The organism is Telmatospirillum sp. J64-1, from assembly GCF_006980715.1.
Classification (GTDB): domain Bacteria; phylum Pseudomonadota; class Alphaproteobacteria; order Rhodospirillales; family Magnetospirillaceae; genus Oleiliquidispirillum; species Oleiliquidispirillum nitrogeniifigens.
Genome location: NZ_SBHN01000008.1, coordinates 52,905 through 74,304 on the forward strand (window position 1 = coordinate 52,905; position 21,400 = coordinate 74,304).

A 21,400-nucleotide genomic window follows, 5' to 3' on the forward strand; every position below is an offset into this window, starting at 1 on the left:
CGGCTTTCTCAACGGAACATCATCTGGAAGGGCGGGGGGACGGCGGGACGCAACGGGCGCGCTGTCATCTGGCGCTGCCAGAAAGCGAGCGAATTGACGAAATCCCCCATTAGCTTGCTGAAGTCATGAGGCTGCAGGTCGACGGGAAAGCGGTGGTGCAGCACCAGTTCCCGGCGCTCCTCGTCATAGGACAGGATATCGCCCGAGGCGCGCATGCGGCTGGTGCTCAGTTGCAGCAGGCGGTCCAATTCCTCGCGGCGTTCGACATCCTCCTCCGGCAGCTTGCCCAGGCGGGACCGCAGGATCGCCGTGGACGCTCCCTCGGGCAGGATGGTCACCTTGTAACGGCCATCGAAGACCAGCACGCGCGACCCATCCTGCTTGACGGGAATGCTGTCCACTCCCGCCTTGGCCGCAAAATCCGTCAGCAACCTGTCCAAGCTCATCCTTATCGTCTCCCATTGCGCCGCCGCGGGCCAAGACATCACGTCCAGAAGCCTGGCCCCGCGACGCAAATGCAAATCCTCTGAAATCTTAGTAACGGCAGGCGGCAGAGAGTTCCCGATACTTTTATTGGTTGCTGTTAGAGATTCTTCTTGCCATAGTCGAACGCAGCGAAAGTTGCGGCGTTTCATGAAAAATATGTTTGGAATCAAGGTCTTGCAGGGTGTGCATGCGGGCGCCAAGGGAACTCTTGGCGACGGCCGCACCGTTGTCGGCTCTGCACCGGACTGCGATATCGTCCTTGCCATCGACGAGGTGATGGCGCATCACGCGGCCTTGTCCGTCGAAGGCGGAACGGTGACATTGATCCCGCTGGAAGGCGAGATCATGCGGGCCGACGGTTCGCTGATTGCCGAGCCCGAGACGCTGCCTCCCCTGACTCCTTTCGCGGTGGGATCGTCGATCATGGCGATCGGCCCGTCCGGCGCGCCCTGGCCTCGGATCGACCTGTCCACCTTCGGGCGCCGCATTCTGGCCGAGCCGGAGATGCAGGTCCAGACGGCATCCCAGGCCCAGGAGGCAGCTGCGCTGCCGCAGAAGGCCGGAGCGGACAAGCCGGTGGCGGTTGCCGCCAGTGCGCAGCCCGCCGCCAAGAAAGAGCGCGGCGCCTTGTCCGTCATGGGGCATTTCAAGCTTTATCCCCTGGTGGTTCTGCTGGCCGTGGGGGCGGGATTCGTCGCCTTCAGCACCTTGTCGGGCGGGGCCGGGGGAGACGTGCCGGTGGTGGCTGAGGTCCAGCCGGTCGAAGAGATCGTCCAGCGGCTGCAGCAGATGGGGCTGAGCGAGCAGGTCCAGGTCCGGGCCATCAGCAATCGCGTCGTGATGGTCAGCGGCTATGTCGCCGATGCCGCAGAACGCGCTTTGGTCGAGGAAAACCTGACGCTGCCCGGCGTGCAGATGGTGATGCGGGTCTGGGTCCAGGAAGACCTGCTGCGCGAGGCGCGCAACCGGCTGGCCGAACTTGCGGACACTGTGCAGGTTGTCGATGCCGGTCCCGGCGCCTTGCGGCTGACCGGTCATGTCGCCGACAATTCGACCCGGAACCGCATCCTGGCGACCCTTCGCGAGGATGTGGCTGGGACCCGCGACGTGATCGACGAGATCATGACCCGTTCCGACCTGGAGCGGCAGTTCCGCGAAGTCCTGGGTAAATCGCCGCTGTCTCATCGCGTGCGGGTCGAGGAAAGTCAAACCGGCCTGGTCGCCCATGGCGCATTGGGCAAGGCCGAACTGGAGCAATGGCAAGGCCTTACCCAGGCTTTCGCCGAACAATATGGCGGCAATCTCCCCATCCGCACGGCCTTCGTGCCGGAAGTGGGCAAGCTGCCCTTCTTCATTCGCGGCGTGATCGCGGGCCCGTTGCCCTACATCATCACCGATGACGGCCGCCGGGTCATGGTCGGCGGGACCATCGCCGACAACTACCAGCTCGTCGCCATCGAGGACGGCAAGGTGACGATCCGCAATGGCGAGCAGCTTTTCGAACAACGGCTGACGGATTAGGCGGGAGAGCGAAGATGACCGGCCAGGATGAAGGACCCGTCCAGCTTCTTGAAATCGAGGGCCGGCTGCGTGCGGATGCCGATGGGCAATACGCGGCGAGCCTGCTCGAACAGATCGGCCAAGCCCGCATTGCGCTCAAGCGATACATGGACAAGGGCGTATCGGTCGAGGAATACCGCAATCTTTCCCGCGTGCTCTTGGCTTATGACGCCGCGGAAGCGGTGGTGAACAAGGTCTCTGCCCGTTATCGGGCCTGAGCCGCAACTGACGGAGACGAAACGTGGCGCTGACATTTGACACGATCAATCAGACCATCGGCCGCACCATGCAGGTTCGCCAGGATGAACTGGCGAGCTTCACGCAGAGCATGAATCCCGAAAGCACCACTGACCTGCTGAGAATGCAGCAGATGATGCAGGAATGGACGATGGTGACTCAGTTGCAAAGCACCATGGTCAAGGAAATCGGCGATGCCCTGAAGGGCATTATCCAGAAGTCGGGTTAAGTCCGCTCTAGGCGGGCGGCGGCCGGGCATCCGTCATGCGACCTGTTCTTGTCGATTGCATCGCGCCTGTCGCGCCGGTGGTCGCCGTTCCGGCCGAGCCCTCGGCGTCAGGGAGCGAGGTCTGGCGGGCGTGGCGCCGGGGCGGGGACATGTCCTGCCCATCGCTGCCGGAGGCGCGCTGGGCCGTGCTGATGGGACAGGTCCTGACCCTAGCGCGCAGCTTGCCCGTGCGTCCCACGCGGATGCGCCGCCGCCGCATCGGCGATCCGGCACCCAGTCCCGTGGTCGCCGCCCCGCCGCCCTGGTCCGACGCGGCCGTGGCCCATGTGATCGGCACCCTGTCGCGCTGTTGCAGCTTCCATTCCTTCATGGAGCAGCCTGCGGCGGTGGAGCGTGAGGATATCCTGGAAGCCCGGCTGATGGTTGCCGCGGTGGACAGGCTGCTGGGAGTGGAACAGGCCTGGGAAGGGCGGGAGATGTGGCGCCGCCATCCCCTGGAGGCGCGGCTGGGCATCGGCCCGGCGATCGACGACAAGGTGCGCCTGCAGCTTCATCTGCGTCTGGCGGCAGGGGAGGAACGCTTTTCCCTGGTGGTCGATGCCCTGTCGGGAATCGGTCTGCGCCAAGCCCTTTTCCCTTGCGGCGATAGTGGACGGATCGCGGCGCTGTCGCCTGTCCGGCCCATTCTTTCGCCGCCCCTTTCCTTGCCACCTCCACCGATCGAGACAGCATCAAGGCAGGTTTCTCCCAGAAGGCTGCGGCATTGGCATGTGATTGGCGGCATGGTCGCCGTCGGTCTGGTACTGCAAAGCTATCTGTGGCTTGAGATGACCGAACGGTTGAGGTTCATCCTGGAATGATCCGGCCGCAGCCGCCGCTTTGGCTCGTGTTGCGGCATGGGGACAGCTTGCTTGAACTCGGTCCGGACGGCTTTTCGCGGCTTCATCCCGCCGGCGAACTGATCGTCGTCGACCTGCTTCAGGCCGAAGGCAAGTGGCGGGAATTGCGCCGCCGTTTGCGGCGTCGGCCATTGGCAGGCATCGCCCTGGTTCTACCCGATATCGAGGAACTGGCCGCTGTTCAAGGCGCGCTGGATAGGGTTGTGCAAGCCCTGGAACTGGCGCGCCTGCCGGTGCTGGTTCTGCTGGAGCATTCCGCCCTCGATCCGGCGGACCCGCCGTTGGGTTTGCTGGGAACGGAGGCCGACGGGCTATGGCAGGGAATCCTGGCCGAGACCTCCCGCCGAGCCCTTGCCTGCGCCTCGCGGGGCGAACTGGCGGCGGCTTCTCTGCTTTCGGCACCGGTCCTGAGTGATCTGTCGGAGACGGTGACATTCGGCTTGCAGCGGCTTCTCCCGCCGGAGCGGGAAGACGGGCTGTATCTGGCGGGGCTCTTCCTGTTCGCTCCGCCGCCCTTGGGGGGAGGGATCGGCAGCGATCCTCTGGAGCAGATTTTCACCGAGGATCTCGGGCGGCATTTTCCGCAATCTCCGCGCCCGGCGCCAGCCTGGGGGCGGGTGGGAATGGTATTGGTCGTGGCGGTTCTGGCGCTGGTCACGGCCTGGGGCGCGGCGGGCTGGCTGTGGATGCAGCAACTGGAGAACCGCTTGCAGGTCTTGACCGCCGAGATCGATGCCGGGCGCGCTGAATCCGGCCTTGCTTCTCCCGTGGCCCTGCGGGCTTTGGGGGAGGTGGCGGCGCTGGTCGAGGGGGGGCGTGCCCGCGCTTTCCTCGTACCGGCTTCGTGGACGGGGCAATTGGAAGCCTCGGCGGCGGCCTATCTGATGGACCGGACGGGGACGCTGTTGGTCGCGCCGGTGCGCCGTCAGCTCGTTTCAGCGATGGAGGCGCTCGAGGCGGAGGTTGCGATGTGGGCGGACCAGCCCTTGCAATCGCCGGATGCGGAATTGGCGGCCTTCGCCGGGTTCGTCGAGCGGAGCCGGACGCTGGAGGCGATGCTGCGTCATTATCGCCTGGGGGAAACCGAACATCCGCGCGAGCAATGGGAAAGCCTGGTCCAATGGGCTGGTGGCGCCAGGGTCGCGCTGGATTGGCTGGACGGTCCGGCCGGGCGGGTTGCCTTGGGGCGCGGCTTGGCGGAACAGCCCGGGCTCGCGGTGGAGACCCTGCCGGCCAACGATGCCCTGGTGACCGCAGGCGGGGCCCGTCTGGGCGGGGCCTTGGCATCCATCGATCCGGCAGCCCTGCCGCTCGATGAGATCGGCGCTTCTCTCCAAACCCTGATTGCCCTCAGCAGTTCGGATGCGGCCATCGACGAGGCGCTGGGGCGCCTGGAGCAGGCACTCGATGGCGTTCTGGCCGCCAGCGAGGCGATGGCCGTGCTGGCCCAGGAAAGCGCGGCCCGTTTCGACACCGCCTTGGCGGGGTTGCCGCCGAGCAGCCTTTCGCCGTCGGTCCGCCGGGAGGCCCAGGCGCGGGTGACCGGTGCCGCCGATGACCTGGCTGCCGCATTGCGGACCGTCTCCCTGCCTCAATTGGGCCAGCTGCTTGCGGAGGATCTGCGTCCGCAGCCGATGGCCCTGCGGCTGCGGACCGCCCTGAAGGAGATGCGGCAGGCCGGTTTCATCGCGCATTCCCCGTTGCCTTTCGCCGACCTGACCGCCTTGGTGGCGCAGGACGGCCCGCCGGATCCGGCCTTGCTGCGGCAGGCCGCCGAGCGCTTGGAGGCGCGCCAATCCTGGATCGAGCGGCATGGACGCCATCTGCCGCCGGGTCTGCAAACACCGCTGATCGCCTTCGTCGACAGCCGTGTTGCAGGCGGAGCCTTGGTCGAGATCGCGGGCGCCTATCGCCAGGGCGCGGCGGAAGAGGGGGGCGGCGAAGCGGAATTGCGGCGCATCCTCGATCATCTGCCTGCCGTCGATGCCGAGACCTTCGAGGATGTGGTCTGGCTGGCGGGAGTGCGGACCTATCGCCAGCTCGAACGGCTGGACCAGGACTTCGAGCGGACCAATGCCTTTCAGCTGGTTCCGCTGGTGCGCGCCTGGGAAGGAAACGGTGCGGTGCTGCGGGGCGAACAGGTCGGCAGCCGGTCGGCGCTCCTGCGGCTATGGGAGGAAGGTGAGCAGCGATTGCGCGTGGCGGTGGCCAAGGCCGTGCCGCTTCTGTCGATCCTCACCCTCGATCCGGTCGCCAAGTCCTTGGCGGAGCCACAAATCGTCCGCAAATGGCGGCAATATGCGAGCGTTTTGGAGCGTTATTCGGATCTTGATCAGGCCCCCGGCTATGCCGCGCTGCGGGAATATGCGACGGAGCATCTGCTGCCCTTCGAGAGGCGGAGCTGCCATGATGCGAAAGCTTTTCCTGTTCTTGCGGGTGTGGCGGAAGACCCTTTCCAGCAGCAGTTGTCCCAGCTTACGGGCATTTTGCGGGAACGATGCGACCGATACGTTTATCTGCCGCCGCCGCCGCCCAAGCCGCTTCCTCGTCCGGCCGGGCCTGTTTCTATCCCCTGGTAGTAATACACTTCTTTACAAACAAACTTGTCTGACGTAACGTTCAGAATTACAGGCGAGGTGTCCATAAAAGATTAACAATCATCCTGCCGTGACGCCGCTCGACCAATTAGACGTAAAAATAAAGTAAAATTATAGTTCATTTTCTGGATTCTGGGTCGTGGATGATTGATTTTCAGGAAAATGAGGCGGTCGTTACCGAAGAGGACTTCACGGCTCTCGTGTCCTCTCACCAAAAGCGTTTGTATCAATTTATCTTGAAAAATATCGGCAATCCGACCGATGCCGAGGAACTGGCCCAGCAGACATTTGTCGAGGCCTTTCGCGCCCTGTCCTCCTTTCGGGGGCAGGCCGAATTGTCGACTTGGCTTCTGGGAATCGCGATGAACCTGGTGCGCAACTATCTCAGCCGCGCACCTCATCGCCGTTATGAATTCGTCAGCGACGATGTTCTCGAAGAAACCGCCGGCAGCGATCACGGCCCGGCGGAGGCGGCGGCCTATTCACAAGCCTTGCGGCAACTGGGCGACGAATTGGCCGTGCTGCCGGAGGAATTGCGTCAGGTCCTGATGCTGGTCGCCGTGGACGGCATTTCCTATGACGATGCTGCAGCCATGCTGGCCATTCCCATCGGCACCGTCCGCAGCCGTCTGTCCCGTGCACGCGCCACGCTGAAAGAGCGCCTGCCGGGCGTGGTGGACCTGATCGAGTAGCGCTGAGCGCCGCCGAACCAAATTCTCAAATTCTGGAAAGTCTATGTCTTGCAGAGTGCCCCGGCATGTCGGCATCGTGAATGCCGCGTCCGGATATGCCGAAAGGCTGGGGCATATCCGGGAAAGAAGAGGCTTCAGCGCCGCCCGTAGCGGATGAAGTCGGTCCAGAGCCGTTCCAGTTCCAGCATGGTGCCGTTGGCCTTTTCCAGCCCGTCTTCCATTTCGGGGCTGAGGCGGCTGGACAGATGGGTCTGCAGGTCCCTGATGCCGTTGCACAGGGCCATGCCCTTGTCGGTCAGGCGCAGGCGAACCGAGCGACGGTCATGGGCACAACGTTCTTGGGTCAGGTAACCGAATTCCGTCAGCTTCTTGATGTTATAGGAGACGTTGGAGCCGTGATAATAGCCGCGATCCTTCAGGTCGCGGATCACCACTTCATCCTCTCCGATATTGTAAAGCAGCAAGGCCTGCACGGCATTGATGTCGTCGATCCCCATCTGCCGCAGTTCAGTGCGCAGGACATCGAGAAAATGACGGTGGAGGCGTTCGACGAGACGGACGATATCGAGATAGGCGTTGTTCACGGCAGTTCCGTTGTTCCGACATTGGAGGCCGGCAAACCCTTGAAGGGATATAGGCCTATCGGATATCTGCCTTTCGGTAAAGGAGAAAATCCGGAAGGGGGTGGGGGAAGCTAAAGCAATCCTTCGGATTTGAACGAGGTGTGGCGGCCGCGCCCGACTATCAGATGGTCGTGCAGGGCGATTCCCACCGGCTTCAGGGCATCGCGCACCATGCGGGTCATCTCGATATCCGCGCGTGAGGGCGTGGTGTCGCCCGAAGGGTGGTTGTGAACCATGATGATGGCCGAGGCCCCTAATTCCAAAGCCCGCTTGACCACCTCGCGCGGATAGACCGGCGTATGGTCGACCGTGCCTTTCTGCTGCACCTCATCGGCGATCAGCACATTCTTGCGGTCGAGGAACAACAGGCGGAATTGTTCGGTGTCGCCATAGGCCATGGCGGCCTGGCAGTAATCGAGCAACCGGTCCCAGGAGGACAGGATGGGGCGGTTGATTACATCCTGCTTCGCCAGGCGCAGGGCGGCTTCCCGCACCAGCTTGATCAGCACCACGGCGTTGTCGCCGATGAACTTGCTTTCCGCCAGGCTCTTGGGATCGGCGGAAATGACGCCCGCGAAATTGCCGAAGCGGGCGATCAGATCCTTGGCGATGGGTTTGACGTCCCGCCGGGGAATGGCGTGGGTCAGCAGCAATTCGAGAAGCTCGTAATCGGGCATCGGCTCGGCCCCGCCCGCCATGAAGCGGTCGCGCAGGCGCTGGCGGTGGCCGAGATGATGCGGCTTCTCGACGTCTTCGGGCACGGCGCCTCAGCTTTCGAAGACGGGACGGTGCTGGCCGGTGGGGGACAAGGTGAAGATCTCGCAGCCATCGGCCGTGACGCCGATCGTATGTTCGAACTGGGCGGACAGGGACTTGTCCTTGGTCACCGCTGTCCAGCCGTCGGACAGGATCTTGGTGTCGGGCTTGCCGGCATTGATCATCGGCTCGATGGTGAAGATCATGCCCTGTTCCAGCACCAGCCCGCGGCCCGGCTTGCCGTAATGCATGACGTTCGGGGCTTCGTGGAAGACACGGCCTACGCCATGGCCGCAGAAATCGCGCACCACCGAGAAACGGTGCTTTTCCGCCCAGGTTTGGATGGCATGGCCGATATCGCCCAGGGTCGCGCCGGGACGCACCACTTCGATCCCGCGCATCAGGCATTCATATGTCACGTCGATCAGCTTGCGCGCCTTCACGCTGGGCTTGCCCGCGACATACATGCGGCTGGAATCGCCATACCAGCCATCCAGGATCGGCGTGACGTCGATATTGACGATGTCGCCATCCGCCAGCTTCTTGTCGCCGGGGATACCGTGGCAGACCACATGGTTGATCGAGGTGCAGATCGACTTGGGGAAACCGCGATAGCCCAAGGGCGCGCTGATGCCGCCGCGTTCCGCGATGAACTCGCTGCACAGCCGGTCCAGCTCGTCGGTCGTCACGCCCGGAACCACATAGGGACCGATGAAGTCCAGGCATTCGGCGGCCAGACGGCCAGCCTTGCGCATCGCTTCAAAGGCTTCGGGTCCATGTAGGCGAACGCGTCCAGCTTCAGCCGTGTAATCGTCGTGTTCCATGTCTCTCATCAACTTTTTAGCTATCTTAAGGCAAAACCACCGGCAGCGGCCTGTCAACTCTTATCCCGTCCGGGCTGAGCGCACAGGCGTAGCAGAACGCCTCGACCCCCGCCCGGCGGGCCAGCGCGAAGGCCGTGGCATAGGCGGGATCGATATCGCTGGCCAGTTGGAAGCTGTCGCAATCGCTCCGCTGTACCAGATAGAGCATCACCGCCCGATCGCCAGCCCGTACCCTTTCGGCCAGTTCGGCCAGATGCTTGGCACCCCGCGCCGTCACGGCATCGGGAAATTCGGCGGCGGGTCCCCGCTTCAGGTGGACGTTCTTGATCTCGACCCAACATTTGGGGCGGCCGGGGCCTTCGAGCAACAGGTCGATCCGCGAGTTTTGGCCATATTCGACCTCGCGCCGGATGCTTTCGTAACCGGTGAGCTCGGGAATGAGCCCGGCGGCGATGGCTTCGGCGGCGATGGCGTTGGGATGGCCGGTGTTGATGCCCACCAGACCGCCGTCCACGCGGATCAATTCCCAGGTCCAGGCCAGCTTGCGCGCGGGATTCGTGGCCGGCGACAGCCAGACTTCCGCCCCGGGCAGGTCCAGCCCAAGCATGGCGCCGGAATTGGCGCAATGGGCCGTGACGATCTCGCCATTTTCCAATTCATGGTCGCTGAGGAAACGCTTGTAGCGGCGAATCAGTCTGCCGCGCACCAGCGGAGTCGGAAAGAGCATCGCGCCGTCAGTCGTCCTTTTTGGGGCGGATGGTTTCCTCGCGGCTGCCCAGGGCATCGGAGAGCCGGGCCCGGGCGCTGCCCGGCATCAGCGGCTTCTGCTGGGATTCGTGCGGCGCCCAGCCGGTCATGGTGATGATCTGGAAGGTCGCGGGCAGGCGGCCGTCGGGACCGGCCTCGGCCTGCTGGTAATTGGCCATCATGCGCAGCAGGGTGGAACGGCGGGTGAAGGCCTTGCGCTGTCCGGCGGCGGCATTGGTCTCGCCCATGCCGCGCAGATCGGCCATCAGCTTCATGGGATCGGCATAGGTGACGGTGATGGTCTCGCTGTCCACCACCGGCAGGGCCAGTCCCGCCCGCTGCAGCAAGGCCCCGGCGTCGCGGGTATCGGCGAAGGGGGCCACGCGCTGTCCGGCGCCGCCTTCCTCGGCCAGTTCGGCGTCCATGAAGGCGCGGCGCAGCTCGATCAGGGTGTCGCCGCCCAGGAAGGAGGCCAGGAACAGCCCGTCGGGCTTGAGGATGCGGCGGATCTGCGCCAGCGTGCCCGGCAGGTCGTTGACCCAATGCAGGCTGAGATTGCTGATCACCAGGTCGAAGCTGCCATCGGCGAAGGGCAGGAATTCCTCGTCGGCGGCGACGACCGGGCCTCGGCCGTTTCCGGCGGCGCGGCGCAGCATGGCTTCCGACAGATCGCATTGCACCAGCGTCTCGATCCCGCCGCGCCCCTCCAGGATCTGCCCGATCTCGCCGCCATGGCAGCCCAGGTCGAGCGCCATGGGGAATTTGCGGGTGACGTCCAGCAGGCGGTCGGCCAGGCGGTCGGCGACCTCGCGGAACAGGAAGTCATGGGCGGGCAGATTGGCCGCAGCACGATCGCGCCGCTTGCGCAGCAGGCGTCGGTCGAAGATGTTCATGGCATCGGACATGGCGGGGTATATGGCATGGCCTGGGGCGGAGGGGAAGGGGAAAGCGGCTGGATAAGGCTCGGCGGCCTGGGCCGGCGGATCCTGGACATGGTCCTGCCGCCGCAATGCCTGGCCTGCAACGCGATCGTCGATCAGCCCGGGGCGCTCTGTCCCGCCTGCTGGAGCAAGGTGCATTTCCTCGCCCCGCCTTTCTGCGCCTGCTGCGGCCAACCTTTCGACCTGGATCCGGGACCGGGGGCTTTGTGCGGGGCCTGCCTGGCCGCGCCGCCGCCTTTCGGCCGGGCGCGGGCGGCCTTCCGCTATGATGATCACAGCAAGGCGCTGGTGCTGCGCTTCAAGCATGGCGACCGCACCGATGCGGCCCCGGCCTATGCCCGCTGGATGGTGCGGGCCGGTGCCGACATCCTGGCCGAGGCGGACCTGCTGGTGCCGGTGCCGCTGCACCGCTGGCGCCTCTTTGCCCGGCGCTACAATCAGGCGGCCTTGCTGGCCTTGGCGGTAGGCAGGCTGACCGGCGTGGCGGTGGCGCCCGATGCCTTGCGGCGGTTGCGCCGCACGCCGTCGCAAGGGCGGCTCAGTCGCCAGGGACGGGCGCGTAACGTCAAGGGCGCCTTCGCCGTCACTCCCGCCCAGGCCGCCAAGGTGGAGGGGAAGCGCGTGGTGCTGGTGGATGACGTCCTGACCAGCGGTGCGACCTTGGGCGAATGCGCCGGGACGCTGCTGCGTGCCGGTGCGGCCTCGGTCGATGCGCTGACCCTGGCCCGCGTGCTGCGCGAAGGCGGCTGACAGCCTTAGGGCAGGGTGATGTTGCCCTGCTCGTCCAGGGGAAAGAAGGGGTTCCAGGCCACTTCCCACAGATGGGAATCGGGATCGGCGAAATAGCCGTGATGACCGCCCCAACTCGTATCCTGGGCATGCTTGAGGATGCGGGCACCGGCGGCTTCGGCCTCGGCCAGGACACGGGCGACGTCTTCCCTGGCGGGGACGTTGTGTGCCAGGGTAACGCCGGAAAAGGCCGGGACCTCTCCGTGACCCGCCAGCGTCAGCCCGGCATCCTCGGCCAGGTCCTGCCGCCCGAACAGGCCCAACACCGTGCCGCCTGCCTGGTAGAAGGCTACCTCTTCATTCCCCGCAGCGGATTCCCGCCATCCCAGGCGTTCGTAGAAGGCCCGGCTGCGCTTCAAGTCGGCGACGCCCAGGGTGACGAGACTGAGCCGTTGTTCCATTTCCGTCTATCTCCTCGAGAAGGAGTCATCTGACCCTTTTGTCCAGTCCAAAAGGGGGTGTAGGCAATTTATATGAGAATGGAGCAGAATATCTCCTGGGCCAAGAGGAGGTGGAAGACATGCAGGACAAGCTGCCGGAAAAGGTTTTCCAGGCCACCATGGATCTGGCCGCCGACATGGGATGGCGCCGCCTGTCCCTGGCCGATATCGCCGAACGCGCCGACATGTCCCTGCTGGAATTGTCGCGCCGGGTCCGCAACAAGGCCGGAATCCTGTCCGCCTTCACCGCCCATATCGACGAGAAGGTCCTGGAAGGCGGCAGCGCCACCGACATCTCGGCCCGCGACCGCCTGTTCGACGTGATGATGCGGCGTTTCGACGCCCTTGCTCCCTACAAGCCCGGTTTGCGGGTGATCGCCCAGGAAGCCGGGGGCGATCCCGTCACGGTGCTGTGCGGCTTCCAGCGTATCTGCCGCTCGGCGGCGCTGATGCTCGAAGCCGCGCGGATCAGTTCCGACGGGCTGAGCGGACTGGCGAAGGTCAACGGCTTGGTGGCCGTCCATGTCTATACCTTCAGGACCTGGCTGCACGACGACAGCGAGGACATGTCGCGTACCATGGCCGCCCTGGACAAGGCCCTGCGCCGCTGCGAAAGCCTGGCTGCCAGCTTCGGCTCGCGGCGCGGCAGACGCCCGCCCGAAGAAGACGTGGTGGCGCCTGCTCCAGAACCACCTCCGGAAGGCGCAGGCGCGGCTCCGTGACATTTATGAGAGTAATGTTGCGCTGCGAAAAACGCGTTGACGGAAGATTTTATGCGATTTAGGGTAGTATTTGCGCGACATACTAAATATGGGTGAACACAGCCATGGCGACGAAGACCGACCAGAAATACGATTTCGACGTCTCGAAATACATGAACGAGATGAACAAGATGCTGGGCGATTTCAAAGTTCCGGGCGTTGACGTGGAATCCGTGTTGTCCAGCCAGCGCAAGAATGTCGAGGCGGTGGCCGCCGCCAACAAGCTGGCCCTGGAAGGCATGCAGGCCGTCCTGAAGCGTCAGGCGGAAATCCTGCGCCAGACCGTTGATGAAGTCTCGACCGTGGGCAAGAGCCTGACCGAGGCCGGCACTCCCCAGGACAAGGCCGCGAAGCAGACCGAACTGGTCAAGGAAGCCTTCGAGCGCACCCTGGCCAATATGCGCGAATTGTCGGAAATGGTCGCCAAGTCCAACAGCGAAGCCTTCGATCTGCTGAACAAGCGCTTCACCCAGAATCTCGACGAACTGCGCGAGATGCTGCTGAAGGCCAAGAAGTAGGTTTTCCGCTCTTCTCGACCTGTCTGGAACGGCCGTCCTTTGCTAAAAAGGGCGGCCGTTTTCGTTTCCGGAGGAAATGACGTGACCATCACCTGGGATGATTTCGCTCGTATCGATATCCGCGTCGGTACGGTCCTTCGCGCCGAGCCCTTTCCCGAAGCCCGCCGCCCGGCCATCAAGCTGTGGATCGATTTCGGCGGCGAGATCGGTGAACGTAAATCCTCGGCGCAGATCACCCAGAACTACACGCCGGAAAGCCTGATCGGCCGACAGGTCCTGGGGGTCGTCAATTTCCCGCCCAAGCAGATCGGCAGCTTCATGTCCCAATGCCTGGTCCTGGGCCTGCCCGATGCCGAAGGCAATGTCGTGCTGATCTCGCCCGACCGCAAAGTGCCCAATGGCGGGAAGATGTATTGAGGACGAGCGAATCCTTCCTTAGGCTTGAGCCTTTGTCCCGGAAGGAACGCCATGAACGCCGCAGCCTTGACCTTTCCCTTCGCCGCCGCTCCCCAACCTGCCGGGCTGACCCAGGTGGCGCCGGGGGTGCATTGGCTGCGGATGCCGCTGCCCTTCAGGCTGGACCACATCAATCTGTGGCTGATCGAGGAGGAAGGCGGCTGGGTCATCGTCGATACCGGCCTTGCCAATGACGAAACCCGCGCCCTGTGGGAAGAGCTGCTGGCCGGACCCATGGCCGGAAAGCCCGTGCGGCGGGTCGTCGTCACCCATTTCCATCCCGATCACATGGGGCTGGCGGGATGGCTCTGCGCCCGCTTCGGTGTCGAAATGTGGGCGACGCAGGGCGAATACCTGCATGGCCGCATGCTGGGTATCGACCGGACGGAAGACTTCGTCGCCAACCAAGTGGAATTCTATCGCCGGGCGGGCTGCGACCAAGCGACGCTGGACCTGGCGGCCGAACGGCGCAACATCTACGCTACCCGCGTCACGCCTCCACCGCCGCGTTTCAACCGCCTGCGGGCCGGACAGGTCATCGAGATCGGCGGGCGAGCCTGGACGGTCTTCGTCGGAACCGGCCATTCGCCGGAACATGCCTGTCTGCATTGCCCGGAACTGGGGGTGCTGATCGCCGGGGATCAGGTGCTGCCGAAGATCAGCCCCAATGTCAGCGTCTGGCCCATGGAGCCAGAAGCCGACCCGCTGGCCCAGTTCCTGGCCTCGCTGGAACAGTTCCACGCCTTGCCCGAAGACACCCTGGTGCTGCCCAGCCACGGCCTGCCTTTCCGGGGACTGCATGCCCGCCTGACCGATCTGGCGCATCATCATGACGAACGCCTGGAGGCGACGCTGGCCGCCTGCGGCGAAGGCGCGACCGGCTTTGAATTGCTGAAGGCGCTGTTCCGCCGCGACCTCGACGCCCACCAGCTTTTCTTCGCCATCGGTGAAGGCCTGGCCCATGTCAACCATCTGGTCGGGCAGGGCCGCGCGAGGCGGGACGTGGATGCGAACGGGATCTGGCTGTTCCGCAGGACGTGAAGCCGATGCCGCCCAGCGCAGATCGGCGGCAGGCTGGGTGATGAACCATGCCGGAAACGGAACGAAGGGATAACAGAATGATCCGGGTTTGGGGACGCGATAATTCGAACAACGTCAAGAAGGTGCTCTGGTGCCTGGAGGAAGCGGGCGTTCCTTATGAGCGTATCGACGCAGGAGGGGCGTTCGGAAAGCTCGACACGCCCGAGTTCGGGCGCCTCAACCCCAACCGCAAGATCCCGGTCCTGGAAGACGGCGGGACGGTTCTGTGGGAGTCCAATTCGATTGTCCGCTATCTCGCCGCCCGGTATGCATCAGGCTCCTTGCATGACGGTGACCCCGCCAAACGGGCCCAGGCAGACCAATGGATGGATTGGGCAAGCATCAATTTCGTCCCGCCCTTCACCACCATCTTCTGGAACCTGATAAGAACGGCGCCGGAGAAACGGGACATGGTGGCCGTTGCGGCTGCCATTGAAACGGCCAGCCAATTGCTGACGATCGCCGATGCCACCCTGGCCGACAGACCGTTCCTGTCCGGGGAGGCCTTGGGTATTGGGGACATTCCGCTCGGTACGTTGATCCATGCCTGGTTCAATCTTCCGATCGAGCGTCCCGACCTGGTTCATCTTCGGTCCTGGTATGACCGCCTGCTCGAACGTCCGGCCTATGCCAAGAGTGTTGCGATCCCGCTTTCCTGAAGAAAAGCGGTGCCCCTGAAGCAGTGGGATAGGCGCGTGAGTCGTCTAGCCCACGGCCAGGCACTGATCGTCGGGACGGCTGCAATACAGGTCGTAGAGCGTTTCGATCACGGCGCGGGCTTCCTCGCCGGCCAGGGAATAATAAATGGTCTGGGCGGCGCGGCGGGTCTGGACGAGGTTGTCGCGGCGAAGGCGGGCCAGGTGCTGGGACAGGGCGGATTGGCTGAGGCCGATCAGGCGTTCCAGCTCGCCCACCGAGCGTTCGCCGTGCAGAAGCTGGCATAGCACCATCAGGCGATGCTCGTTGCTCATCGCCTTGAGCAGCGCACTGGCGCGCCGCGCATTCTCCTGCACTTTTTGCAGTTCGCTGGCATCCATTTCTTACGTCCGCCCTGTCTGTCGTTTTTTTTGCAATCATATCATGCGAACAGGGAGATGCAATTTGTGTACTTACGCCTGTTGTGTACTTACGCCCGGGCGGGAGCCTGGGCATGGTCCTGTCCCAGGGCGGAGAGAACGGTTTCGACGATATGGGGGGCGTTGAGACGGGCCTCGTCGTATTGCGTTTGGGGCGAATTATGGTCCTGGAAGATATCGGGCAGGGTCATGGCACGCAGGCGTAGGCCACGGTCCATCAGCCCGGCATTGGCCAGGAAATGCGCCACATGGCTGCCGAAGCCGCCGATCGAGCCTTCCTCGATGGTGACCATCACCTCATGGGTGGAGGCCAGGCGGCGGATCAGGTCTTCGTCCAGGGGCTTGGCGAAACGGGCGTCGGCCACCGTGACCGACAGGCCGCGCGCCGCCAGTTCGTCGGCGGCCTTCATGGTTTCGGCCAGGCGGGTGCCCAGGCTGAGCAGGGCGATGGTCTGGCCCTCGCGCAGGATGCGGCCCTTGCCGATGGGCAGGATCTCGCCCCGTTCCGGCAGGTCCAGCCCCACGCCTTCGCCGCGCGGGTAACGCACCGCCGAGGGGCGGTCGTCGATGCTGGCTGCCGTGGCGATCATATGCATCAGCTCGGCTTCGTCGGACGGAGCCATCACCACCATATGCGGGATGCAGGACAGATAGGCGATGTCGAAGCTGCCGGCATGGGTGGCGCCGTCGGCCCCGACGAGACCGGCGCGGTCGATGGCGAAGCGGACGGGCAGCTTCTGCACCGCGACGTCGTGGACCAGCTGGTCGTAGCCGCGCTGCAGGAAGGTGGAATAGATGGCGCAGAAGGGCTTGAATCCTTCGCAGGCCAGACCGGCGGCGAAGGTCACCGCATGCTGCTCGGCGATGCCCACGTCGAAGCTGCGATTGGCGAATTTCTCGGCGAACTTGTCCAGCCCGGTGCCCGACGGCATGGCGGCGGTGATGGCGACGATGCGGTCGTCCGCTTCGGCTTCGGCGATCAGCGCCTTGGCGAAGACGGAGGTATAGGTCGGCGCATTGGCTTTGGGCTTGGCCTGGGTGCCGGTGATGACGTCGAACTTGCTCACGCCGTGATACTTGTCGGCGGCGGCCTCGGCGGGCGGATAGCCGCGTCCCTTCTGGGTCACCACATGGATCAGGAAGGGGCGGGGATCGGCGGCATCGCGCACATTGCGCAGCACGGGCAGCAGATGTTCCAGGTTATGGCCGTCGATGGGGCCGACATAATAGAAGCCCATCTCCTCGAACAGCGTGCCGCCGCCTGAAACCATGCCCCGGGCATATTCCTCGGCGCGCTTGGCCGCGCGTTCCAGCGGCGCGGGCAGCAGGGCGGCCAGGTCCCGCAGCACATGGCGGATGGAGCTGTAGGATTTCGATGACAGAAGCCGCGACAGATAGGCGCTCATGGCGCCGACCGGCGGGGCGATGGACATGTCGTTGTCGTTGAGGATGACGATCAGCCGCGAATCCATCGACCCGGCATTGTTCATGGCTTCGTAGGCCATGCCCGCGCTCATGGCGCCGTCGCCGATCACCGCGATGACCTGGTTCTTGCCGCCGCTGATGTCGCGCGCCACGGCCATGCCCAGCCCCGCCGAGATGGAGGTCGAGGAATGGCCGGTGCCGAAGGGGTCGTATTCGCTTTCCGAGCGCTTGGTGAAGCCCGACAGGCCGCCGCCCTGGCGCAGGGTGCGGATGCGGTCGCGCCGTCCGGTCAGGATCTTGTGCGGGTAGGCCTGATGGCCGACATCCCAGATCAGGCGGTCTTCGGGCGTGTTGAAGACATGATGCAGGGCCACGGTCAGTTCGACCACGCCCAGCCCGGCGCCCAGATGGCCGCCGGTGACCGAGACGGCGGAGATGGTCTCCTGGCGCAATTCCTCGGCGAGCTGCTTCAGTTCCTCGACTCCCAGATGACGCAGGTCGGCGGGAACTGTCACGGTGTCCAGCAGGGGAGTCTTGCTCGTCTGAGTCACTGTTTCTTGTCTTTCTTCAAAAATCTGGATCAGGCGCGGCGTTCGACGATGAAGCGCGCCACGTCGCGCAGCAGGTCGGCTTCGCTGTCGAAGGGATCGAGATGGGCCACGGCCTGATCCGCGAGCATCCTGGCCTGGGCGCGGGCCCGTTCGACTCCCAGCAGGGAAACGAAGGTCGCCTTGCCGGCCTCCTCATCCTTCCGCACAGCTTTGCCCACTTGGGCGGCATCGCCTTCCACGTCAAGAAGGTCATCGGCTATTTGGAAGGCCAATCCTAGATCATGGGCATAGGCACGCAGGGCATGACGCAGGGGTTGCGGCGCCTTGCCCAGGATGGCTCCGGCCTCGCAGGAGAAACAGATCAGGCGGCCGGTCTTCATCTGCTGCATGCGGGTGATGGCGGGCATGTCCATGTCGATTGAGGCGGCCATCAGGTCGACCATCTGGCCGCCGACCATGCCGCGATGGCCCGCAGCCTCGGCCAGGGCGACCACCAGGGCGCAGCGCACGGCGGGATCGGAATGGGTGCCCTCGTCCCCCAGGATCTCGAAGGACTTGGTCAGCAGGGCGTCGCCGGCCAGGATCGCCGTCGCCTCGTCGAACTGGCGGTGGCAGGTGGGGCGCCCGCGTCGCAGGTCGTCGTCGTCCATGGCCGGCAGGTCGTCATGGACCAGCGAATAGCAATGCAGCATCTCGATCGCCGCAGCTACGCGCCGTGCGGATTGCTCGGCGACATGGAACATGCGCGCGCCGGTCATGACCAGGAAGGGGCGGAGGCGCTTGCCGCCGTTCAGGCAGGCATAGCGCATGGCTTCGGTCAGCTGCGCTTCGGGATCGCTGGACCGGGGCAGCAGAAGCTCGATCTCGTCGGCGACAACCTGCGCGGTGGAGGCCAGGGCCTCTTCCAGCCGTGAAGACATGGCGGTCACGTGATGTTGGCGGGGGTAACGCCCACCGTTCCATCGGGGCCGATGCTGATGCGTTCCACCTTGGCCTGGGCCTCGCGCAGTTTCTCTTCGCAATGACGCTTGAGCTGGGCGCCGCGTTCATAGGCGGCGATGGAATCCTCGAGCCGGCCCTTGCCCTCTTCCAGTTGGCGCACGATGCGTTCGAGTTCGGCCAGGGCCTCCTCGAAGCTCAGCGCCTGGATGTCGGCGGCTGTGTTTCCGGTCTCGGCCATACTCACTCCCCATGGGGTTCAGAAACGAAAGGCCGGAAGTTTACGCGCGGCATTCAGCGGAGGCAAGGGCAGGGGCGGAAAAGCCCCCCGACTCAAACTTATGATCCCATCAGGGCCCGCACATGCGCGACCGTGCAGGCCGCCAGCGCGGTGAGGTCGTAGCCGCCTTCCAGCACCGATACCACCCGCGAATTGCAGGTTTCGTCAGCGATTTTCAGGATTTCATGGGTGACCCACGAGAAATCGGCGGTGGTCAGGCGCAGATGGGCCATCGGGTCGCTGGCATGGGCGTCGAAGCCCGCCGAGATCAGGATGATGTCGGGCCGGAAGGCGCGCAGGGCGGGCAACACCTTCTCGGACATCGCGCTGCGGAATTCCGCCCCGGTCGCGCCGGGCGGCAGGGGGACGTTGCAGATATTGCCGCCGACGCCGCATTCCGCGATGCCGCCGGTGCCGGGAAAGGCATTGGCCTGGTGGGTCGAGCCGTAGAAGAGTTCGGCGTCTTCCTCGAAGATATGCTGGGTGCCGTTGCCGTGATGGACGTCGAAATCGATCACGGCGACGCGGCGCAGGCCATGAACCTCGCGCGCATGCAGGGCGCCGATCGCGACATTGTTGAACAGGCAGAAGCCCATGGACTGGTCCCGTTCGGCATGGTGCCCGGGCGGCCGCACGGCGCAGAAGGCGTTGCGGCATTCCTTGCGGGCGACGGCATCCACGGCGGCCACCACCGCCCCGGCGGCGCGCAAGGCGGCCTCGCCGGAATTGGCCGAGACCACGGTGTCGGGGTCCAGGTGATGGACCATGTCGCCATGGGGCAGGTGGGACAGAACGTAATCCACATGATGCGGCGGATGGGCGCGCAGCAATTGCTCCATGGTCGCATGGGGCGCCTCTTCACGGTGCAGCAGCGTGAATTCCTCGCCTTCCAGCGCCGCCAGAACGGCTTTCAGGCGGTCAGCACATTCCGGATGATGGGGGCCGGTGTCATGTTCGAGGCAAGCCGGATGCGTGAAGAGGAGTGTCGGCATTATTTGTTATAAAACCTTATTGGACGTTTTTGTCATATTAGCTCTTCCTTCAGAAAGGCGCAATTTCCTTTCCCGAGGCGCGGCGCTTGTTCCCTCGCATGGGGTAGGGCATCATTCGGCCATGTCTCATCTCTTCTTTTCTTTCCCTTCGCGCCGGAGTTCCGTGCGATGAGCCGCAAGCGTCTGGATCAGCTGCTGGTGGACCGGGGGCTAGCCGAGAGCCGCGCCCGCGCCCAGGCCCTGGTCATGGCCGGGCTGGTCTTTTCCGGCGAAAAGCGCCTCGACAAGCCCGGTCTGCAGGTGGGCGAGGACGTCGCCATCGACCTGCGCGGCCAGGACCATCCCTGGGTCTCGCGCGGCGGGCTGAAGCTGGTGAAGGGGCTCGACCATTTCGGCATCGATCCCACCGGCTTCATCGGACTCGATGTCGGCGCCTCGACCGGCGGCTTCACGGATGTCCTGCTGACGCGCGGCGCGTCCAAGGTCTATGCGGTCGATGTCGGCCACGGCCAGCTGGCCTGGAAGCTGCGCAGCGATCCCCGCGTGGTGGTGATGGAACGGACCAATGCGCGTCACCTTTCCGCCGAGACGATTCCCGATCCCATCGATATCGTCGTTTGCGATGCCAGTTTCATCGGGTTGGAGGTGGTTCTGCCCGCCGCCCTGTCCCTGGTGCGGCCCGGCGGCTGGCTGGTCGCCCTGATCAAGCCCCAATTCGAAGTGGGCAAGGGCCGTGTCGGCAAGGGCGGCGTGGTGCGCGAGCCGGAGTTGCATCAGGAAGTCTGCGACCGCATCTCGGCTTGGCTGGCCGCTCTGCCGGGCTGGCAGGTCCTGGGCATCACCGAAAGCCCGATCAAGGGACCGGAAGGGAATATCGAATTCCTGATCGGCGGACGGTTCAGCGGATAAGGCCTTTCCCGCCAAGGAAGTTTAAGGAGAAGAGGATGCGCATACGCTTCTGTGCCCTGGCCGCCCTTGCCCTTCTGGCGGCCTGCGGCGGGCCGGTGACCACGCCCGGCGGCAACCATTCCCCGGCGGTCTACAGCCATGTCGATTATATCGCCGGGCGCGGCGCCATGCTGCTGGAGCTGCACAATGTTCCGACCGGGGAGGGCATGGAGGACTGGGTGACCCGGAACTTTTCCGGCCCCGTCGGCCTGCGCTACGTCACCTTCACCAGGATGCCGGAGCAGGCGGTCACGCCCAGCCTGCGGGTCGTGCTCGCCTTCTCGCCCGCCGTCAATGCCTCGCCTGCGCAGCTTTGCGAAGGGCGGGTGCCGACCGAGGCGGCGTCCGGAACCGGGCGGATCACCGCCATGGCCGCCTTCTGCCATCAGGAACAGCCCCTTTCCGATATCGGCGGCAGGGTCGAGGCGCAGCCGGGGGCCGAGGAGGAAAGCCTGCGCAGCCTGCTCGGCCAGATGCGCCGGGGTCTTCTCGAAGACCGTACCGAGCGTCAGCTCATCTTCCTTCCCGGGCGGTGAGGGGAGGGGTTTCCCCTT

Annotated in this window: 26 protein-coding genes; 14 read left to right on the forward strand and 12 right to left on the reverse strand. The window is 64.5% G+C overall.

Annotated elements, in window-relative coordinates; genetic code table 11:
- Positions 1-8: 8 nt before the first annotated feature.
- Complete coding sequence (locus EPD66_RS24030; RefSeq protein WP_185961333.1) at positions 9-446, reverse strand: CesT family type III secretion system chaperone; 438 nt, start codon at positions 444-446, stop codon at positions 9-11.
- A gap of 196 nt (positions 447-642) precedes the next feature.
- Between EPD66_RS24030 and sctD the strand changes: the two genes are divergently transcribed.
- The 6 genes from sctD to EPD66_RS09490 all read left to right on the forward strand — a co-directional run bounded on the left by sctD (position 643) and on the right by EPD66_RS09490 (position 6,700).
- Complete coding sequence (gene sctD / locus EPD66_RS09465; RefSeq protein ID WP_185961334.1) at positions 643-2,007, forward strand: type III secretion system inner membrane ring subunit SctD; 1,365 nt, start codon at positions 643-645, stop codon at positions 2,005-2,007.
- 14 nt (positions 2,008-2,021) lie between these two features.
- Positions 2,022-2,264, forward strand: a complete 243-nt coding sequence (locus tag EPD66_RS09470; RefSeq protein WP_142848258.1) for an EscE/YscE/SsaE family type III secretion system needle protein co-chaperone — start codon at positions 2,022-2,024, stop codon at positions 2,262-2,264.
- A gap of 23 nt (positions 2,265-2,287) precedes the next feature.
- Complete coding sequence (locus tag EPD66_RS09475; RefSeq protein WP_142848259.1) at positions 2,288-2,512, forward strand: EscF/YscF/HrpA family type III secretion system needle major subunit; 225 nt, start codon at positions 2,288-2,290, stop codon at positions 2,510-2,512.
- A gap of 35 nt (positions 2,513-2,547) precedes the next feature.
- Complete coding sequence (locus EPD66_RS09480) at positions 2,548-3,372, forward strand: hypothetical protein (protein ID WP_142848260.1); 825 nt, start codon at positions 2,548-2,550, stop codon at positions 3,370-3,372.
- 47 nt (positions 3,373-3,419) lie between these two features.
- Complete coding sequence (locus EPD66_RS09485; protein WP_142848261.1) at positions 3,420-5,990, forward strand: hypothetical protein; 2,571 nt, start codon at positions 3,420-3,422, stop codon at positions 5,988-5,990.
- A 161-nt stretch (positions 5,991-6,151) separates the two neighbouring features.
- A complete protein-coding gene (locus tag EPD66_RS09490; protein ID WP_142848262.1) occupies positions 6,152-6,700 on the forward strand; it encodes an RNA polymerase sigma factor in 549 nt (182 codons plus the stop codon).
- 134 nt (positions 6,701-6,834) lie between these two features.
- On the opposite strand, the gene EPD66_RS09495 is transcribed toward EPD66_RS09490, so the two are convergent.
- The 5 genes from EPD66_RS09495 to EPD66_RS09515 form a co-directional block, all read right to left on the reverse strand.
- Positions 6,835-7,284, reverse strand: a complete 450-nt coding sequence (locus EPD66_RS09495; RefSeq protein ID WP_255448435.1) for a MarR family transcriptional regulator — start codon at positions 7,282-7,284, stop codon at positions 6,835-6,837.
- A gap of 110 nt (positions 7,285-7,394) precedes the next feature.
- Positions 7,395-8,084, reverse strand: coding sequence for a DNA repair protein RadC (gene radC, locus EPD66_RS09500; protein WP_255448436.1), 690 nt, complete (start codon positions 8,082-8,084; stop codon positions 7,395-7,397).
- A 6-nt stretch (positions 8,085-8,090) separates the two neighbouring features.
- On the reverse strand, positions 8,091-8,903 hold the full coding sequence (map, locus tag EPD66_RS09505) for a type I methionyl aminopeptidase (protein WP_142848263.1): 813 nt from the start codon (positions 8,901-8,903) through the stop codon (positions 8,091-8,093).
- 25 nt (positions 8,904-8,928) lie between these two features.
- Positions 8,929-9,630 carry a DNA/RNA nuclease SfsA gene (sfsA, locus tag EPD66_RS09510; protein ID WP_142848264.1) on the reverse strand — a complete coding sequence of 234 codons (702 nt, stop codon included), beginning with the start codon at positions 9,628-9,630 and terminating at the stop codon, positions 8,929-8,931.
- A 7-nt stretch (positions 9,631-9,637) separates the two neighbouring features.
- Positions 9,638-10,555 carry a methyltransferase domain-containing protein gene (locus tag EPD66_RS09515; RefSeq protein ID WP_185961335.1) on the reverse strand — a complete coding sequence of 306 codons (918 nt, stop codon included), beginning with the start codon at positions 10,553-10,555 and terminating at the stop codon, positions 9,638-9,640.
- A gap of 15 nt (positions 10,556-10,570) precedes the next feature.
- Between EPD66_RS09515 and EPD66_RS09520 the strand changes: the two genes are divergently transcribed.
- Positions 10,571-11,341, forward strand: coding sequence for a ComF family protein (locus tag EPD66_RS09520; protein WP_142848265.1), 771 nt, complete (start codon positions 10,571-10,573; stop codon positions 11,339-11,341).
- Positions 11,342-11,346: 5 nt separating this feature from the next.
- Here EPD66_RS09520 and EPD66_RS09525 read toward each other — a convergent pair whose 3' ends face one another.
- On the reverse strand, positions 11,347-11,781 hold the full coding sequence (locus EPD66_RS09525) for a VOC family protein (protein ID WP_142848266.1): 435 nt from the start codon (positions 11,779-11,781) through the stop codon (positions 11,347-11,349).
- Between the two features lie 119 nt (positions 11,782-11,900).
- Between EPD66_RS09525 and EPD66_RS09530 the strand changes: the two genes are divergently transcribed.
- The 5 genes from EPD66_RS09530 (at position 11,901) to EPD66_RS09550 (ending at position 15,294) form a co-directional block, all read left to right on the forward strand.
- Positions 11,901-12,542 (forward strand): Lrp/AsnC family transcriptional regulator, encoded by a 642-nt coding sequence (locus EPD66_RS09530; RefSeq protein ID WP_142848267.1) that lies wholly within the window; start codon positions 11,901-11,903, stop codon positions 12,540-12,542.
- Between the two features lie 104 nt (positions 12,543-12,646).
- A complete protein-coding gene (locus EPD66_RS09535; RefSeq protein ID WP_142848268.1) occupies positions 12,647-13,099 on the forward strand; it encodes a phasin family protein in 453 nt (150 codons plus the stop codon).
- 81 nt (positions 13,100-13,180) lie between these two features.
- Positions 13,181-13,516 (forward strand): tRNA-binding protein, encoded by a 336-nt coding sequence (locus EPD66_RS09540; protein ID WP_142848269.1) that lies wholly within the window; start codon positions 13,181-13,183, stop codon positions 13,514-13,516.
- Between the two features lie 51 nt (positions 13,517-13,567).
- Positions 13,568-14,596: an MBL fold metallo-hydrolase gene (locus EPD66_RS09545; protein ID WP_142848270.1), complete on the forward strand. Its 1,029-nt coding sequence runs from the start codon at positions 13,568-13,570 to the stop codon at positions 14,594-14,596.
- Between the two features lie 47 nt (positions 14,597-14,643).
- A complete protein-coding gene (locus EPD66_RS09550; protein WP_221930943.1) occupies positions 14,644-15,294 on the forward strand; it encodes a glutathione S-transferase family protein in 651 nt (216 codons plus the stop codon).
- A 45-nt stretch (positions 15,295-15,339) separates the two neighbouring features.
- Here EPD66_RS09550 and EPD66_RS09555 read toward each other — a convergent pair whose 3' ends face one another.
- The 5 genes from EPD66_RS09555 to EPD66_RS09575 form a co-directional block, all read right to left on the reverse strand.
- A complete protein-coding gene (locus EPD66_RS09555) occupies positions 15,340-15,672 on the reverse strand; it encodes a helix-turn-helix transcriptional regulator (protein WP_142848271.1) in 333 nt (110 codons plus the stop codon).
- A gap of 89 nt (positions 15,673-15,761) precedes the next feature.
- Positions 15,762-17,687 (reverse strand): 1-deoxy-D-xylulose-5-phosphate synthase, encoded by a 1,926-nt coding sequence (gene dxs / locus EPD66_RS09560; protein ID WP_142848272.1) that lies wholly within the window; start codon positions 17,685-17,687, stop codon positions 15,762-15,764.
- Positions 17,688-17,716: 29 nt separating this feature from the next.
- Positions 17,717-18,607 carry a polyprenyl synthetase family protein gene (locus tag EPD66_RS09565; RefSeq protein WP_142848273.1) on the reverse strand — a complete coding sequence of 297 codons (891 nt, stop codon included), beginning with the start codon at positions 18,605-18,607 and terminating at the stop codon, positions 17,717-17,719.
- 5 nt (positions 18,608-18,612) lie between these two features.
- Positions 18,613-18,867, reverse strand: coding sequence for an exodeoxyribonuclease VII small subunit (locus tag EPD66_RS09570; RefSeq protein ID WP_142848274.1), 255 nt, complete (start codon positions 18,865-18,867; stop codon positions 18,613-18,615).
- A 98-nt stretch (positions 18,868-18,965) separates the two neighbouring features.
- Positions 18,966-19,898 carry a histone deacetylase family protein gene (locus EPD66_RS09575; RefSeq protein WP_142848275.1) on the reverse strand — a complete coding sequence of 311 codons (933 nt, stop codon included), beginning with the start codon at positions 19,896-19,898 and terminating at the stop codon, positions 18,966-18,968.
- Positions 19,899-20,066: 168 nt separating this feature from the next.
- On the opposite strand from EPD66_RS09575, the gene EPD66_RS09580 reads away from it, so the two are divergent.
- Positions 20,067-20,807 carry a TlyA family RNA methyltransferase gene (locus EPD66_RS09580; RefSeq protein ID WP_142848276.1) on the forward strand — a complete coding sequence of 247 codons (741 nt, stop codon included), beginning with the start codon at positions 20,067-20,069 and terminating at the stop codon, positions 20,805-20,807.
- Between the two features lie 35 nt (positions 20,808-20,842).
- The gene (locus tag EPD66_RS09585) at positions 20,843-21,382 is read left to right on the forward strand and encodes a hypothetical protein (protein ID WP_142848277.1); all 540 of its coding nucleotides are present in this window, start codon (positions 20,843-20,845) and stop codon (positions 21,380-21,382) included.
- Positions 21,383-21,400: the final 18 nt, after the last annotated feature.